Source organism: Mesorhizobium sp. AR02 (assembly GCF_024746835.1).
Classification (GTDB): Bacteria; Pseudomonadota; Alphaproteobacteria; order Rhizobiales; family Rhizobiaceae; genus Mesorhizobium.
This window is the reverse complement of sequence record NZ_CP080531.1, coordinates 3225396-3240478: the sequence shown is the minus strand read 5'-3', so window position 1 is coordinate 3240478 and position 15083 is coordinate 3225396. Positions and strand designations below refer to the sequence as shown.

Genomic DNA, 15083 nt, shown 5'->3' with positions numbered 1-15083 from the left:
AATGTTCATCCCCTTCTTCCTCGAACTGAAGGCAGCGCGTGTTCCCGTTTCGCTCAGGGAATACCTGTCGCTGCTCGAGGGGCTGGAAGCCGGGCTGGTCGACTATGACGTCGAGGGTTTTTATTACCTGGCCCGCGCCGCTCTCGTGAAGGACGAGCGCCACATCGACCGCTTCGACCAGGTGTTCGCGCATATCTTCAAGGGCATCGAGGCGCTGGGCGGGCCAGATGCGGTTGATGTCGCCAATATTCCCGAGGAATGGCTGCGTCGGCTTGCCGAAAAGCACCTGACCGAGGAAGAGAAAAAGCTGGTCGAGGCCCTTGGCGGTTTCGAGAAGCTGATGGAGACCTTGAAGCAGCGGCTCGAGGAGCAGAAGGGCCGACACCAGGGCGGCTCGAAATGGATCGGCACCGGCGGCACTTCGCCCTTCGGCGCTTATGGCTACAATCCCGAAGGCGTGCGCATCGGCCAGCATGAAAGCCGCAACCGCCGTGCCGTCAAAGTCTGGGACAAGCGCGAGTTCAAAAACTTCGACGATGCCGTCGAGCTTGGCACCCGCAACATCAAGATCGCGCTGAAACGGCTGCGCCGCTGGGTTCGCGAGGGCGCCGAGGAAGAATTCGACCTGCCCGGCACCATCCACGCCACCGCCGAGCACGGCTATCTCGACGTGCAGACGCGGCCCGAGCGGCGCAACGCTGTGAAGCTTTTGATGTTCTTCGACGTCGGCGGCTCGATGGACGACCACATCAAGAGCGTCGAGGAGCTGTTTTCGGCGGCGCGTGCCGAATTCCGCCAGCTCGAATATTTCTATTTCCACAATTGCCTCTACGAGGGGGTGTGGAAGGACAACCGGCGCCGCCATGCCGAGGTGATCCCGACCTTCGACCTCCTCCACAAATACGGTCCGGATTACAAGGTGATCGTCGTCGGCGACGCTTCGATGAGCCCTTACGAGATCGCTCATCCCGGCGGTTCGGTCGAGCACTGGAATCCGGAGGCCGGCGCCGTCTGGCTCGGCCGCCTGCTGCAGCAATGGCCGAATGCGGTATGGCTCAATCCCGAGAGCGAAAAGAACTGGGGTTACACCCATTCCATCGCCATGATCCGCGACATTTTTGGCGGCCGCATGTTTCCGCTGACGCTGGCCGGGCTCGAAACCGCGACAAAGCAGCTTTCCAGAAAACATTGAAAGACCGACGGGAGATCCGATGACCTGCTTCCTCTGCCTGCAGTGCGGTGTCCAGTTCGCGGCGACGGAGACGCCGCCGCAACACTGCCCGATCTGCGAGGACGAACGGCAGTTTGTGCGCTGGGAGGGCCAGGCCTGGATTACACAGCAAGAGCTCTCTGCTGGGCATAGGCTGGTGATGAGGGACGATGCGGGCGTGCTCGGCTTCGGCATCGAGCCGCGCTTCGCCATCGGCCAGCGGGCGCAGCTTGTGCAGACGCCGCACGGCAATGTGCTGTGGGACTGCGTCCCGATGGTGAGCGACGAGGCGGTGGCCGAGATCAACCGGCGCGGCGGCCTGGTGGCCATCGCCATCTCGCACTGCCATTTCTATTCGGCGATGGTCGGCTGGAGCGAGGCCTTTGGCGGCGTGCCGATTTACCTCCATGCCGATGACCGCCAGTGGATCATGCGGCCATATCCCTCGATTGTCAGCTGGCAAGGCGAGACTCTGGCCATAAATCCCTCGCTGACCCTCATCCGCTGCGGAGGCCATTTTGCCGGCAGCCAGGTGCTGCACTGGAAGCGCGATGGCGGCAACGCCCTGCTGACCGGCGACACCGTGCAGGTGGCGCCGACGCGCCGCCATGTCAGCTTCATGTACAGCTATCCGAACCAGATACCGCTCAACGCGACGGCCGTGCGCCGCATCGCGGCAGCACTGGGACCATTCGACTTCGACGACATCCGCGGTGCATGGTGGGACCTGAACATAATCGGCGGCGGAAAGAATTCATTCGCCACTTCAGTTGCCCGCTATCTCGCGGCGATCGCATGACAGGCGATCGAAAATGCGAGAAAATCCGGTAACAAATGCCTATGTTGGTGCGAATATGAGGTTGCAATCAACAACGAGCCGGCAAGGCTGAGGAGATCAAATGGACACCCACACCTACCCTGTCACCCGCACCGATGCCGAATGGCGCGCCCGGCTGACGCCGGAGCAATATGCGGTCATGCGCAACCACGGCACCGAGCGGCCGGGAAGCTGCGCCCTGCTCTACGAGAAGCGTGCCGGCACATTTTCCTGCGTCGGCTGCGACCAGCCGCTGTTCGAATCCAAGCTGAAGTTCGAGAGCGGCACCGGCTGGCCGAGCTTCAACGATCCCGTGCCCGGCTCGGTCGAGAACACCATCGACCGCAGCTACGGCATGGTCCGCACCGAGTGCCATTGCGCGCGCTGCGGCAGCCATCTCGGCCATGTCTTCGAAGACGGCCCGCTGCCGACCGGCCTGCGCTACTGCATCAATGGCGTGGCGCTGAAATTCGAGCCGGCCGCCTGATCGGCATCTTGTAGTTTTCGGCAAAGGGCGGCTTCGGCCGCCCTTTTTCGTATGCGCAGGCTGAGCGCCTCAGGCAGCAACTGTGGCGATCAGCCAGAGCGCCGAACCCAGCATCACCAGCGAAGCCTTGGCGCCACCGGATTTCTCGGCCGTCCGCCAGACCGCGATGGTGAGAAAGATGTTGTAGGGCACCGGTGCGAAATGCACTGTCAGCACGACGCCAAGCGGCATTTTCAGCCCAAGCAGGATCAGTGCTGCCACGGACGAGGCAATGTTGATCCCCGTGCCGACAAGCATCATGTCGCGCCAGAACAGCCGGTCGAGCGGGACCTCGCCAAGCCAACGCGAGCGCAAGAAGGACCTGACGCCTTCCAGGGACACCGGCGCCCTACCCCTGACCAAGCACGTCGACAACGGCGCGCTCGACCCGTGAGCACTCCGTCACCAGCCAGTCGGTCATGGCCGGCCAGTTATCCTCGGCATAGCAGTTGACCCGCCACATCGAATTGATGCCGAGGCCCTCGCAGCTTTGCTCCGGCCTGAGCTTCAGCCTGTCTTCGATCGCCGGCTGGAACGGCTTCAATCGCGACCAGCTTTGCGTCGCACCGAATTTCTCGTTGCGGCCGAAAAAGACGCCGACATGGTTTTGCGCCGGCGCGACATACATGGAAATGACCAGGGCGAAGTCGGGCAGCCCGCGCTGCCAGAACCAGGGTCCGCGCCGCGCCAACCGGGCTCTTTCTTCCGGATGCCGTTCAGCGAACAGCGACCAGAAGCCGCGATGGCGGAATTCCGAGGCGCGGCGTCCGCCAAAGTCGAATTCGCTCATGGTTCGATGCCCGCTCCAGCATCACGCTCAGGCCGAGGCTGTTTCGAAATTCGCTCTGGCGAGTCATATGGTGGTGGTTTCGAGAACCGTAGCGGAGCGTACTTAAGTACGTGAGCTCAGTTCTACTGCGCCGCCGCAGTAGAACGGGGAAGCGCAGAAAACGCCATCAGATGGCCACCGGAGTAGAATTTCCAGACAGTCTCTTTATTCCATGCCGAGCGCGGCCATGTACAGATCGAGGATGGCATCCTCTTCCTGGCGCTCGGCCTGGTCCTTCTTGCGCAGCCGGATGATGGTGCGGATCGCCTTGGTGTCGAAGCCGGTGCCCTTGGCCTCGGCGAAAACTTCCTTGATGTCGTCGGCGATCGTCTTCTTTTCTTCCTCGAGCCGCTCGATGCGCTCGATGAGGGCACGCAGCTGGCCGGCGGCAACAGTCTGGCTGGTCTCGGTGATATCGTCGGCCATGTTTTTCTCCAAAAAAATTGGTTCCGTGCCGCGACTCGGGGAGAGACGGCGGCAAATTTGAGCCGGTTCGATGCCCGACCGGCGGCGGCGGGTCAAGCTGTTATCGAACAGCTCACCACGGGCTGCCGACAGAAGCCGACAGCCTGCCCGTTCTTTGCGGGCGCTTAAGCGAAGGCGATCAGCAGATCCTTGGCATCGATCTGGTCGCCGGCCTTGACCAGCACCTCGGCGACGGTGCCGTCGCGCTCGGCATGCAGCGCCGTCTCCATCTTCATCGCTTCGATGGAGAGCAGCACGTCACCGGCCTTCACCGCCTGGCCGGCGGCCACCGAAAGTGCCGAGACCACGCCAGGCATCGGCGCACCGACATGCGCCTCGTTGCCGGGCTCGGCCTTGCGGCGCGCCTTGGCGGCGGAGGCGCCGTGCGCCCGGTCCGGCACCTTGACACGCCGCGGCTGGCCGTTGAGCTCGAAGAACACAGTGACCATGCCCTTGTCGTCGACATCGCCGATGGCAAGGCACCGCACCACAAGCGTCTTGCCCTTTTCGATGTCGACGAAGATCTCATCTTCCGACTTCATGCCGTAGAAATAGGTCGGCGTCGGCAGGACGCTAACCGGGCCGTAGGTCTCCTGCGCGCCGGCAAAGTCGGTGAACACCTTCGGATACATCAGCCACGAGGCGAATTCGTATTCACTGAGCTTGCGCTCCAGTTTCTCCTCGATCTCCTTGCGGCTCGTCTTGAGATCGGCCGGCTTCAAGAGCGAACCGGGCCGCGCCGTGATCGGCTTGTCGCCCTTCAGCGCCTTCTTCTGCAGCGCCTCTGGCCACCCTCCCGGCGACTGGCCGAGATCGCCGCGCAGCATCGAGACGACCGAGTCCGGGAAGGCGATGTCCCTGGCCGGATTCTCGACATCGGCGACGGTCAGGTCCTGGCTCACCATCATCAGCGCCATGTCGCCGACGACCTTGGACGACGGCGTCACCTTGACGATGTCGCCGAACATCAGATTGACGTCGTGATAGGTCTGCGCGACCTCGTGCCAGCGCGTTTCCAGCCCGAGCGAACGCGCCTGCTCCTTGAGGTTGGTGAACTGCCCGCCCGGCATTTCGTGCAGATAGACTTCCGAGGCCGGCCCCTTGAGATCGCTTTCGAAGGCGGCGTACTGGTTGCGCACCGCTTCCCAGTAGAACGAGATTTTGCGGATCCATTGCGGGTCGAGACCCGGGTCGCGCTCGGTGCCCTTCAGCGCCTCGACGATCGAACCCAGGCAAGGTTGCGACGTGTTGCCGGAGAAGGCATCCATCGCCGCGTCGATGGCGTCGACGCCGCTCTCCACCGCCGCCAGCACGGTCGCCGCCGACAGGCCGGACGTGTCGTGGGTGTGGAAATGGAGCGGCAGGTCGGTCGCCTCGCGCAGTGCCTTGAACAGCACGCGTGCCGCTGCCGGCTTCAAGAGGCCTGCCATGTCCTTGACGGCGATGATGTGGGCGCCGGCGGCCTGCAATTCACCGGCCAGGCCGACATAATATTTCAAATCGTACTTGGCCCGCGCCGGGTCGAGAATGTCGCCGGTATAGCACATCGCCGCTTCGATCAGTTTGCCCTCGGCGCCGACCGCGTCCATGGCGACGCGCATGTTCTCGACCCAGTTCAGGCAGTCGAAAACCCGGAACAGGTCGATGCCGCCGCTCGCTGCCTGCTTGACGAAATGCTGCACGACATTGTCGGGATAGTTGGTGTAACCGACGCCGTTGGCGCCGCGCAGGAGCATCTGCAGCAACAGGTTGGGGGCCGCCTCGCGCACTTTGCTCAGCCGCTCCCACGGGTCCTCGGTGAGGAAGCGCATAGCGACGTCGAAGGTCGCGCCGCCCCAGCATTCGAGCGACAGAAGCTGCGGCAGGGCGCGCGCATAGGTGCCGGCAATATTGGCAATGTCGTGCGTGCGCATGCGGGTCGCCAGCAGCGACTGGTGGCCGTCGCGCATCGTTGTGTCGGTGACCAGAACTTCCTTCTGCTCACGCATCCAGCCGGCGAATTTTTCCGGACCGAGCACGTCGAGCTTCTGCTTGCTGCCGCCGGGCACGTTGCCGTTGAGATAAGGCACGACGGGTGCGGCCGCATCGGCCTTCGGCATCGGCCGGCCGCGCGTCTCGGGATGACCGTTGACGCTGACGTCGGCCAGATAGTTGATGAGCTTGGTCGCGCGATCCTGCCGCTTGACCTGCTGGAACAGCTCCGGCGTCGTGTCGATGAACTTCGTCGTATAGGAATTGTCGGCGAAGCTCGGGTGGTTAATGATCGCTTCGAGGAAAGTGAGGTTGGTGGCGACGCCGCGGATGCGGAATTCGCGCAGCGCGCGGTTCATGCGGGCGATGGTCTCGGCCGGCGTCGGCGCCCACGCCGTCACCTTCTCCAGCAGCGGATCGTAGAAGCGGGTGATGACCGCGCCGGAATAGGCGGTGCCGCCATCCAGCCGGATGCCGAAGCCGGTGGCGCCACGATAGGCGGTGATGCGGCCGTAATCCGGGATGAAATTGTGCTCGGGATCCTCGGTGGTGATGCGGCACTGCAAGGCATGGCCGTTCAGCCTGATGTCCTTCTGCGCCGGCACGCCCGATTGCGGTGTGCCGATGGCGAAGCCGTCGAGGATGTGGATCTGCGCCTTGACGATGTCGATGCCCGTCACCTGTTCGGTGACGGTATGCTCGACCTGGATGCGTGGATTGACCTCGATGAAATAGAATTTTCCGCTATCGGCGTCCTGCAGGAACTCGACCGTGCCGGCGCCGATATAGCTGGTCTCGCGCGCGATCCTCAGCGCGTAGCCGCAAAGCTCCTCGCGCTGCGACATTTCGAGATAGGGTGCGGGCGCCCGTTCGACGACTTTCTGGTTGCGGCGCTGGATCGAGCAGTCGCGCTCGAAGAGGTGCACGACATTGCCATGGGTGTCGCCAAGCACCTGCACCTCGACATGGCGCGCGCGCTCGATCAGCTTTTCGAGATAGACCTCGTCCTTGCCGAAGGCGGCTTTTGCCTCGCGCTTACCTTCCGTGACTTCGCGGGCGAGATCAACCTCGGCGCGGATGGCGCGCATGCCGCGTCCGCCACCGCCCCAGGACGCTTTCAGCATCACCGGATAGCCGATCTCCTTGGCCAGTTTCTTGACCGCCTCCATATCGTCCGGCAACGGGTCAGTGGCGGGAATGACCGGCACGCCGACCTCGATGGCGAGGTTGCGCGCCGCGACCTTGTTGCCGAGGCGGCGCATCGTGTCCGGCTTCGGGCCGATGAAGGTGATGCCGGCTTGCGCGCAGGCCTCGGCGAATTCGGGGCTTTCGGACAAGAGCCCGTAGCCCGGGTGGATGGCATCGGCGCCCGAAAGCCTGGCGACGCGGATCACCTCCTCGATCGACAGATAACTCTCGATCGGCCCCATATCCTTGTTGAGATGCGGACCGCGCCCGACCTGGTAGCTTTCGTCGGCCTTGAAGCGGTGCAGCGAATATTTGTCTTCCTCGGCCCAGATCGCCACGGTTTTGAGGCCCAGTTCGTTGGCCGCGCGAAAGACGCGGATGGCGATTTCTGACCGGTTGGCGACGAGGATCTTCGTGATGGCCAAGGACTGGGCTCCAGCAGCGGAAGGGACGGGAAATCGGTGCAATGATTAGCGTGAAAATGCTGCAGTGCAAACAAAATCAACGCTGATTTAAACCGATTTAAATCAATTATCCGGCCAACACTCGCACGCCTCAGCCCGAACGGACGGAACAAGGGCGACAATTTCGATCCTGGATGCGATCTCGCCGCTAAAGCCCGTCGCGTTGAAACGGATCCCTGCGACGCGCTTTAGTCTTGGTTTTATCCATGCCGTTCTCCCAAAACCGAGGTCACTTTTGGGGAGCCGGGGAAGGAAGAGCATCGGCCGCCGGAACGGGCCAAAGAAAATGCCCGGCGCAAGGCGCCGGGCATCATCGATATCAGGACTGTCAGAGCAGCTTATTTCGGGAACCAGGAATACTTTCCGTCGTCCTTCTTCTTCCACTCGTACATGATGTAGCCCGGCAGCTTCGGGTCGCCCTTGGCGTCATAGGCGAGGTCGCCCAGAACGGTCGCGAACGGACCGCTTTCATGCATTGCCTTGGCAACGGCCTGCGGGTCGTTCGTCTTGGCGGCGGCGGCCGCTTCGGCGACCACCTGCACGGCGGCGTAAGCATAGAGCGTATAGGCTTCCGGCTCGAAGCCCTGCGCACGGAACTTCTCGACGAGTTCCTTGTTGGCCGGGATCAGGCGCGGATCGGGTCCGAACGTGTTGAGTGTACCGGCGACGGCGTCGCCCGCGATCGCGGCAAGTTCGTCGGTCACGATGCCGTCACCCGACATCATCGTTGCCTTGAGGCCCTGGTCCGCGGACTGGCGGATGATCAGGCCGGCTTCGGTGTGCAGGCCACCCCAGTAGATCAGGGTGACGCCGGCTTCCTTCATCTTGGCGATCAGTGCCGAGAAGTCCTTGTCGCCGACATTGATGCCTTCATACATGACTTCTTTGACGCCGGCGGCATTCATCGCCTTCTTGGTTTCGTCGGCAAGGCCCTGGCCATAAGGGGTCTTGTCATGCACGACGGCGACCTTGGCATCCTTGAAATTCGCGGCGATATAGGCGCCGGCGATGCTACCCTGCTGGTCGTCGCGTCCGCAGGTGCGGAACACGTTCCACAGGCCACGCTCGGTGAACTTCGGGTTGGTCGCGGCCGGCGTGATTTCGACGATGTTGTTTTCAGCGTAGACTTCCGACGCCGGGATCGACACGCCCGAGTTGAAGTGGCCGATCACGAACTTGACGCCGTCGCCGACGAACTTGTTGGCAACCGAGATACCTTGCTTCGGATCGGAGACGTCGTCGCCGACTTCGAGCTTGATCTGCTCGCCATTGATGCCGCCCTTGGCATTGATCTCGGCAACGGCCGCCTCGGCGCCCTTCTGCAGCTGTGCGCCGAAGGCCGCGTTCGGACCGGTGATCGGACCGGCAACGCCGAACATTACATCAGCCCACGCGTTGCCGCCGAACGCGACGAGCGCGGTCAGGGCCACGGCGGACAAAAGTGACTTTTTCATTTAAACGCTCCCATTAACGGAGTGGGCGTGGATGAAGCTTTCATGCGATGCCCACCCTTATCGCAGAAAGCATAGTTTGCCGATTTTCAGGCACTTGTCACGCCGATTCATCCCTGACGCGGCGTTAATGATGAACGTCAACCTTTCGGTTTCCAGCTCAAGATTGAAGCTCTTTCGTAGAGCCAATTATACTGTGTGACCATCTGGTTGGTTCGTGTGTATTGATAGCCGACGAAGCCCAGTATCATCAGCACGATGGTGTCGACGATATAGTAATGCAGCGAGAACATCGTGCCGTCGAACAGCGCGTGATGGATGAAGCGGATGCCGATGCCGAGCCCGAGCAGATAGGCGAACAGATGGATGAAGCTGCGCCATGTCTGGGCGCTGGCCTTGCCGGTCATCCAGGCCGCCCAGCCGCCGAGCAGGCAAGTGACGAAGAAGAACTGCCAGATCGACGGTTCCTCGTAGAGAATGCCTTGCATGGGAAGACTCCTGAACTCAGTGATGTCCGCCTTCGAGATAGGCGGCGCGCACTTCGGGATTGGCGAGCAGTTCCTTGCCGGTGCCGCTCATCGTCACATTGCCGTTGACCATGACATAGCCGCGCGTGGCGAGCTTCAGCGCGCCGAACGCGTTCTGCTCGACCAGGAACACGGTCAGCCCTTGCGTGCGGTTCAACTCGCGGATGGCGTCGAAGATCTGCTTGACGATCAGCGGCGCCAGGCCCAGCGACGGCTCGTCGAGCAGAAGTAGCTTCGGCCGCGCCATCAGTGCGCGTCCGATCGACAGCATCTGCTGCTCGCCGCCCGACAGCGTGCCGCCGCGCTGGGCGATGCGCTCCTTCAGCCGCGGGAACAGCGTGAACACCTTCTCGACGTCCTCGTCATAGTGCTTGAGGTTATCGAGGCTGGCGCCCATCTGCAGATTTTCCATCACCGTCATGCGCGGGAAGATACGGCGACCTTCCGGCGACTGGGCGATGCGCATGCGCGCGATCTCGTGCGTCGGCAACTGGGTGATGTCGGTGCCGGCGAAGGTGATGGTGCCCGTGCGGGCGCGCGGTGCCCCGAAAATAGTCATCATCAGCGTCGATTTGCCGGCGCCGTTGGCGCCGATCAGCGCCACGATCTCGCCCTCCTTGACGGTGACATCGACCCCGTTCAAGGCTCGGATGTTACCGTAGTAAGTCTGTACGCCCTTGATATCGAGCAGCGTTGTCCCGGCCATTATTTGCCCCGTCCACGCTTGCTCGACACAGGTTTGGCCGCGGCCTTCCCCGAAGCCGCATTTGCGGTCTTCGAAGCTGGACTGGCAGTCTTTGCTGAAGCATGGCTGGTCGCCACCTTGCCCGCGTCGACGCGGCGCGAGAATTCCGTATCCTTGCCCTGACCGAGCAGCTTGGCCTGCTTGACCCATTCCTCGCGCGCGATGCGTCCGTCAAAGGCGAGATAGGCTTCGGCCGCCTCGACATCGGCCTTCTTCCAGGCGCCGATCTGGTCGAAGTGGAAGATACCGTGTTCGTTGAGCTTCTTCTCGTTGACGGTGCCGATGCCCTTGATGCGGGTCAAATTGTCGGCCTTGCCGCCGCGGGGGGCGGCGAGGCGGTTCGAAATGCCTTCAGCCTTTGCCGCGGGCGCCTTGGCGGGCGTTTTCTTCGGTGCCGCTTTCGCCGCCGGCTTGACCGGCGCAGCCGGCTTTCCGGCGACAGGCTTGCTGGCCACAGTGGCCGCGCGGGCGTCGACCTGCGCTGCCTTCGAGGCGCCTTTCGACACCGTGACGCGCTCGCCCTCGCTGTGTCCAACCGTGTCGCTCACCGGTCCGGCCAGGTATGACGACGATGTCCCCGGGCCATGCGCGGCATCCGGCCCTATGTCGAGCTGCTCGATGACGTCTTCGTCGCCGACTTCGGTCAGCACGGTCTCGACCTCCTCGTCGTCGACGCCGAGATAGGCGGCAATGACGCGCGGATCGGTGCGCACCGACTGCGGACTGCCGTCGGAAATCTTGCGGCCATATTCCAGCACCACGACATGGTCGGAAATCTGCATGACCACAGACATGTCGTGCTCGATCAGCAGGATCGAGGCGCCTGATGTATTCTTGATGTCGATCAGCAGTTCGTTGAGCGCCGCTGATTCCTTCGGATTGAGGCCGGCTGCCGGCTCGTCGAGGCACAGAAGCTCTGGCCCGGTGCACATGGCGCGTGCAATCTCGAGACGCCGCTGTGCGCCATAGGGCAGGTCGCCAGCCGGATCGTCGGCGCGGTCAATGAGATCGGCCTTCTCCAGCCAGTGCCTGGCAAGCTCCACCGATTCGGCCGAGGCCTTGCGGTAGCCGCTGAAGCCGAACAGCCCCAGGATCGTATAGCCCGATGCCTTCATCAGCTTGTTGTGCTGAGCGACCAGCAGGTTCTCCAAGAGCGTCATGCCGGAGAACAGGCGGATGTTCTGGAAGGTGCGCGCCACCTTGGCACGCGCCGGGATCTCATGGTTGGGCAATCGCTCAAGCAGGAAGCTCGTGCCATCGTTCCGGTTGAGCGTGATCATGCCTTCCGACGGCTTGTAGAAGCCGGTGATGCAGTTGAACACGGTGGTCTTGCCGGCGCCATTGGGGCCGATCAGCGCCGTGATCTCGCCGCGCCTGGCGGCGAAGGACAGATCGCCGATGGCGACCAGGCCGCCGAACTTCATCGACAGATGTTCGACTTGCAGGATAGCGTCGTTCATGCCCGGATTGGTTCCCTGAATCGAGCTCACGTTCATCAGCCGTGTCCTTCCTTGGTGAAGGAACCGGAGACGGCCCTTCGCTCTTTCAGGAAAGCGGTCGGTTCGCGACTGCCGACGAAGCCACGCGGCTTCCACAGCATGACGATGACCATGGCCATGCCGAAGAGAAGCATGCGGTAGAGTTCGGGCGTAAAGTCCGGCCCGAAGATCTGCTTGAGGAAGTCGAGTTCGCGCAGCGCCTCGGTGCCGCCGATCATCACCATCGCGGCGACCGCAATGCCGACCAGCGAGCCCATGCCGCCGAGAACGACGATCGCCAGGATGATGGCCGATTCCAGGAAGACGAAGGATTCCGGGCTGACGAAGCCTTGCCGTGCGGCGAAGAACGAGCCGGCGAATCCGCCGAACATGGCGCCGGTGGCAAAGGCGGTCAGCTTGGTGGTGGTGGTGTTGATGCCGAGCGAGCGGCAGGCGATCTCGTCCTCGCGCAAGGCTTCCCATGCGCGGCCGACCGGCAGACGGCGCAGCCTGATGGTGACGAAGGCGGTGAGCAGGCACAGGCCCAGGATCAGGTAGTAGAGGAAGATCTTGTAGTAGGCGCCCGACTGGGCGATGCCCAGCACCTTGGCGATGTAGTTGGGGTCCGACACGTTGAACGACATCAGGCCGAAGAAGCTGACCTTGGGAATGCCGGAAATGCCGGCCGAACCGTTGGTGACCTCACGCCAGTTGATCAGCACCAGGCGGATGATCTCGCCGAAAGCCAGCGTGACGATCGCCAGATAGTCGCCGCGCAGGCGCAGCACGGGGAAGCCGAGCAGCACCCCCCAGAGGGCGGCCATACAGCCCGCGGCCGGCAGCAGGATCCAGAACGACAGCCCGAATTGCGTGGCGAGAAGTGCATACGCATAAGCGCCAAGTGCATAGAAGGCGACGTAGCCGAGGTCGAGCAGGCCAGCGAGGCCGACGACGATGTTCAGGCCCCAGGCCAGCATCACATAGATCAGGATCTGGATGCCGAAATTGTCGACCCATTTCAGCGAACCCTGCAGCCCGCTGCTGATGGACCAGGCGTTCAGCGACAGCACCGCGACCACGAGGATCGGGTACAGCACCAGCGCCGTGATGCCCAATTTGGTGAAGTTGGCATGGATGAAGGCGCGGAAGTAGTAGATCACGCAAGCCAGCACATAGATGATCGCCAGGGCGCGCAGGAATTGCAGATAGCCGGCCGGTTCTGCTCCCACCCATCCGGCGAGCGAGTTGTTGAACACGAACAGCAGCACCGCCGCGACAACGGCCGCGATGAACCACGGCAGCTGGAAGAATCGTGACGCCACGCTGGCCGGCAACAGGCCTGTGGCAACATTGGTTATCTTCTGGCTGGCCATGAAGGGCTGGCCATAGGCGACATAGAGGAAGCGCCCGACGGCCGTGGCGATCACCACGGCGGCGAGCAGGCCCCAGCGCGTCGTCACGACCAGTTCATTGCGCATGTTCTGACCTGTCTTCAGTCCGATGAACAGCACGAACAGGCCAAGCGAGATGGCGCCGGCGTAGAACGCTTCCTTGAGGGCGCGTTGGACAGGGGTGGCGACGGTGTCGCGCTCGGGAGATACGGTGACGGCCATGATCTCAGACCTTTTCGACTTCTGGCCGGCCCAGAATGCCGGAAGGCAGGAAGATCAGCACGATCGCCAGGATCGAGAACGCCGCGACGTCCTTGTAGTCGATCGAGAAATACGCCGACCACATGCTCTCGATGAAGCCGATCAACAGCCCGCCGAGCACGGCACCCGGCAGTGAGCCGATGCCGCCGAGCACCGCCGCCGTGAAGGCTTTCACACCAGGTGTGAAACCGTCGGAGAAGGCAACGACGCCGTAATACATCAGGAACAGCGTGCCGGCGACGGCAGCAAGGGCGGCGCCCATGATGAAGGTGATCGAGATGGTGCGGTCGACATCGATACCGAGCAGCGCCGCCATCTTGCGGTCCTGTTCGCAGGCGCGCTGGGCGCGGCCAAGCGAGGTCCTGTTGACCAGGTACCAGAACACCGCCAGCAGCAGCGCGGTGACGATGACGATGATGATCTGCTTCAGCGACACGCTGACACCGTCGATGCTGTAGACCGTCGACACCATCGGCGGGATCGGCTTGTTGCGCGGGCCCTGCGTCACCTGGACGAAATTCGACAGCGCGATCGACATGCCGATGGCGGTGATCAGCGGCGCCAGCCGGAACGAACCGCGCAGCGGCCGGTAGGCCACCTTCTCGATCGTCCAATTGTAGAGGCTGGTCAGCAGCATCGCCACGATCATCATGATCAGCAGCGCGATGACCACGGGCACCGAATAAAACAGCGACGTCAGGATTAGGAAAACGATCAGCGCCGCGAAGGCGCCCACCATGAAGATATCGCCATGGGCGAAGTTGATCATGCCAATGATGCCGTAGACCATCGTGTAGCCGATCGCGATCAGCCCATAGATCGATCCCAGCGTCAGCCCATTGATAAGCTGCTGGACAAAATACTGCATGTGTACGTGGCTCCCCTAGAATGTCGCCCATGCAGACGCATTCCTTTTCGTATTTCCCCTAGTCGTAAAGTTTCGAGCCCGGATTGCAACGTGATTTTTTTGACCGCCCCGCGTGTTTCCGATTCACGTCGTTTCGACCGCCCGTTTTTTGCACCCGACCCCTGGACTATCGCGGACCCTATCATTGGCATAACGCAATGTCTTTGACGATTCGGCTGTATCATGCGCCCCGTTTCGAAGAAATCGCCGTCAAAATTAGGTGATAAGAAGAATCGTTGCGTTCCTGACACGGTTCGTTTTTTCGCCACACTCCTTTCCCTAAGGTCAGGATTCCTCCTGGCTGACCTCAAAGCCATGCTCGAATGGATCGCGCTCGTCGACGAGGATCGCATTCGAGCGACTGTGCCTGTCTGGCTGCCGATCGAGGAGAATTGCCCCACTCCGGATCAGTACGCTGATCCCCCGTCCTCGCTCAGCGCATGCCGCTCGGTGCCCTGAAGGGGAGGATTGAAGACACTGACCAGGATCATGTCGCTTGCAGCGTCGGCACGCAGATAATGCTCGTCATGTTCGTCGAGCACATAGATCGTGCCGGGCTCAATGCGATGCACCGCACCGGACATGTCTTCGACCTCACCAGCACCGGCGATGCAGTAGCAGGCCTCGAAATGCCGCCGATACTGCAGCCGCGATTCGCTGCCGGCGCGCACGACAGTGTGACAGACGGTGAAGCCCATCCCGTCCTGCTTTGTCAGCAGGCGGTGGCTGGTGCCATTGCCCCAATCCACGAAGAAGTCAGATTTTTCTACATCAGCCAATTGTCTGGTGAACATATTTTCTTCCCTGCGAATACCGTTGCGGTAGGAGGGTTCCACGAAATAGCCCGAGCTTA

Annotated in this window: 14 protein-coding genes; 3 read left to right on the top strand and 11 right to left on the bottom strand. The window is 62.1% G+C overall.

From position 1 onward, the window contains the following. Position 1 precedes the first annotated feature (1 nt). The 3 genes from DBIPINDM_RS19765 (at position 2) to msrB (ending at position 2514) form a co-directional block, all read left to right on the top strand. On the top strand, positions 2 to 1192 hold the full coding sequence (locus DBIPINDM_RS19765) for a vWA domain-containing protein (protein WP_258588798.1): 1191 nt from the start codon (positions 2 to 4) through the stop codon (positions 1190 to 1192). A gap of 19 nt (positions 1193 to 1211) precedes the next feature. Further along, the gene (locus tag DBIPINDM_RS19760) at positions 1212 to 2009 is read left to right on the top strand and encodes an MBL fold metallo-hydrolase (protein ID WP_258588797.1); all 798 of its coding nucleotides are present in this window, start codon (positions 1212 to 1214) and stop codon (positions 2007 to 2009) included. A gap of 100 nt (positions 2010 to 2109) precedes the next feature. Next, entirely contained in the window at positions 2110 to 2514 is a 405-nt protein-coding gene (gene msrB / locus DBIPINDM_RS19755) for a peptide-methionine (R)-S-oxide reductase MsrB (protein ID WP_258588796.1), read from the top strand. Between the two features lie 69 nt (positions 2515 to 2583). Here msrB and DBIPINDM_RS19750 read toward each other — a convergent pair whose 3' ends face one another. From DBIPINDM_RS19750 to DBIPINDM_RS19700, 11 genes are all read right to left on the bottom strand, one after another. Continuing rightward, the gene (locus DBIPINDM_RS19750) at positions 2584 to 2895 is read right to left on the bottom strand and encodes a hypothetical protein (RefSeq protein WP_258588795.1); all 312 of its coding nucleotides are present in this window, start codon (positions 2893 to 2895) and stop codon (positions 2584 to 2586) included. A gap of 7 nt (positions 2896 to 2902) precedes the next feature. Continuing rightward, on the bottom strand, positions 2903 to 3343 hold the full coding sequence (locus DBIPINDM_RS19745) for a hypothetical protein (protein WP_258588794.1): 441 nt from the start codon (positions 3341 to 3343) through the stop codon (positions 2903 to 2905). Positions 3344 to 3547: 204 nt separating this feature from the next. Beyond that, positions 3548 to 3808 carry a DUF2312 domain-containing protein gene (locus DBIPINDM_RS19740; RefSeq protein WP_027053014.1) on the bottom strand — a complete coding sequence of 87 codons (261 nt, stop codon included), beginning with the start codon at positions 3806 to 3808 and terminating at the stop codon, positions 3548 to 3550. 164 nt (positions 3809 to 3972) lie between these two features. After that, positions 3973 to 7431, bottom strand: coding sequence for a pyruvate carboxylase (gene pyc, locus DBIPINDM_RS19735; RefSeq protein ID WP_258588793.1), 3459 nt, complete (start codon positions 7429 to 7431; stop codon positions 3973 to 3975). A 377-nt stretch (positions 7432 to 7808) separates the two neighbouring features. Then, a complete protein-coding gene (locus DBIPINDM_RS19730; protein ID WP_258588792.1) occupies positions 7809 to 8924 on the bottom strand; it encodes a branched-chain amino acid ABC transporter substrate-binding protein in 1116 nt (371 codons plus the stop codon). Between the two features lie 137 nt (positions 8925 to 9061). Next, positions 9062 to 9409, bottom strand: coding sequence for a DUF6867 family protein (locus DBIPINDM_RS19725; protein WP_258588791.1), 348 nt, complete (start codon positions 9407 to 9409; stop codon positions 9062 to 9064). 16 nt (positions 9410 to 9425) lie between these two features. After that, positions 9426 to 10154 (bottom strand): ABC transporter ATP-binding protein, encoded by a 729-nt coding sequence (locus DBIPINDM_RS19720; protein WP_027053018.1) that lies wholly within the window; start codon positions 10152 to 10154, stop codon positions 9426 to 9428. Beyond that, positions 10154 to 11689 (bottom strand): ATP-binding cassette domain-containing protein, encoded by a 1536-nt coding sequence (locus tag DBIPINDM_RS19715; protein ID WP_258588790.1) that lies wholly within the window; start codon positions 11687 to 11689, stop codon positions 10154 to 10156. The genes DBIPINDM_RS19720 and DBIPINDM_RS19715 overlap by 1 nt, the downstream gene beginning before the upstream one ends. Further along, the gene (gene livM / locus DBIPINDM_RS19710; protein ID WP_258588789.1) at positions 11689 to 13284 is read right to left on the bottom strand and encodes a high-affinity branched-chain amino acid ABC transporter permease LivM; all 1596 of its coding nucleotides are present in this window, start codon (positions 13282 to 13284) and stop codon (positions 11689 to 11691) included. Before livM ends, DBIPINDM_RS19715 begins: the two co-directional genes overlap by 1 nt. A 4-nt stretch (positions 13285 to 13288) precedes the next feature. Beyond that, positions 13289 to 14191: a branched-chain amino acid ABC transporter permease gene (locus tag DBIPINDM_RS19705; protein ID WP_258588788.1), complete on the bottom strand. Its 903-nt coding sequence runs from the start codon at positions 14189 to 14191 to the stop codon at positions 13289 to 13291. A 446-nt stretch (positions 14192 to 14637) separates the two neighbouring features. Beyond that, entirely contained in the window at positions 14638 to 15024 is a 387-nt protein-coding gene (locus tag DBIPINDM_RS19700; protein WP_258589305.1) for an ectoine synthase, read from the bottom strand. Positions 15025 to 15083: the final 59 nt, after the last annotated feature.

Bases quoted from the DNA above. Each gene is read 5' to 3' on its own strand.
- DBIPINDM_RS19765 (WP_258588798.1), top strand. From the start codon at position 2: ATGTTCATCCCCTTCTTCCTCGAACTGAAGGCAGCGCGTGTTCCCGTT.
- DBIPINDM_RS19760 (WP_258588797.1), top strand. From the start codon at position 1,212: ATGACCTGCTTCCTCTGCCTGCAGTGCGGTGTCCAGTTCGCGGCGACG.
- msrB (WP_258588796.1), top strand. From the start codon at position 2,110: ATGGACACCCACACCTACCCTGTCACCCGCACCGATGCCGAATGGCGC.
- DBIPINDM_RS19745 (WP_258588794.1), bottom strand. From the start codon at position 3,343: ATGAGCGAATTCGACTTTGGCGGACGCCGCGCCTCGGAATTCCGCCAT.
- DBIPINDM_RS19740 (WP_027053014.1), bottom strand. From the start codon at position 3,808: ATGGCCGACGATATCACCGAGACCAGCCAGACTGTTGCCGCCGGCCAG.
- DBIPINDM_RS19730 (WP_258588792.1), bottom strand. From the start codon at position 8,924: ATGAAAAAGTCACTTTTGTCCGCCGTGGCCCTGACCGCGCTCGTCGCG.
- DBIPINDM_RS19725 (WP_258588791.1), bottom strand. From the start codon at position 9,409: ATGCAAGGCATTCTCTACGAGGAACCGTCGATCTGGCAGTTCTTCTTC.
- DBIPINDM_RS19720 (WP_027053018.1), bottom strand. From the start codon at position 10,154: ATGGCCGGGACAACGCTGCTCGATATCAAGGGCGTACAGACTTACTAC.
- DBIPINDM_RS19715 (WP_258588790.1), bottom strand. From the start codon at position 11,689: ATGAACGTGAGCTCGATTCAGGGAACCAATCCGGGCATGAACGACGCT.
- livM (WP_258588789.1), bottom strand. From the start codon at position 13,284: ATGGCCGTCACCGTATCTCCCGAGCGCGACACCGTCGCCACCCCTGTC.
- DBIPINDM_RS19705 (WP_258588788.1), bottom strand. From the start codon at position 14,191: ATGCAGTATTTTGTCCAGCAGCTTATCAATGGGCTGACGCTGGGATCG.
- DBIPINDM_RS19700 (WP_258589305.1), bottom strand. From the start codon at position 15,024: ATGTTCACCAGACAATTGGCTGATGTAGAAAAATCTGACTTCTTCGTG.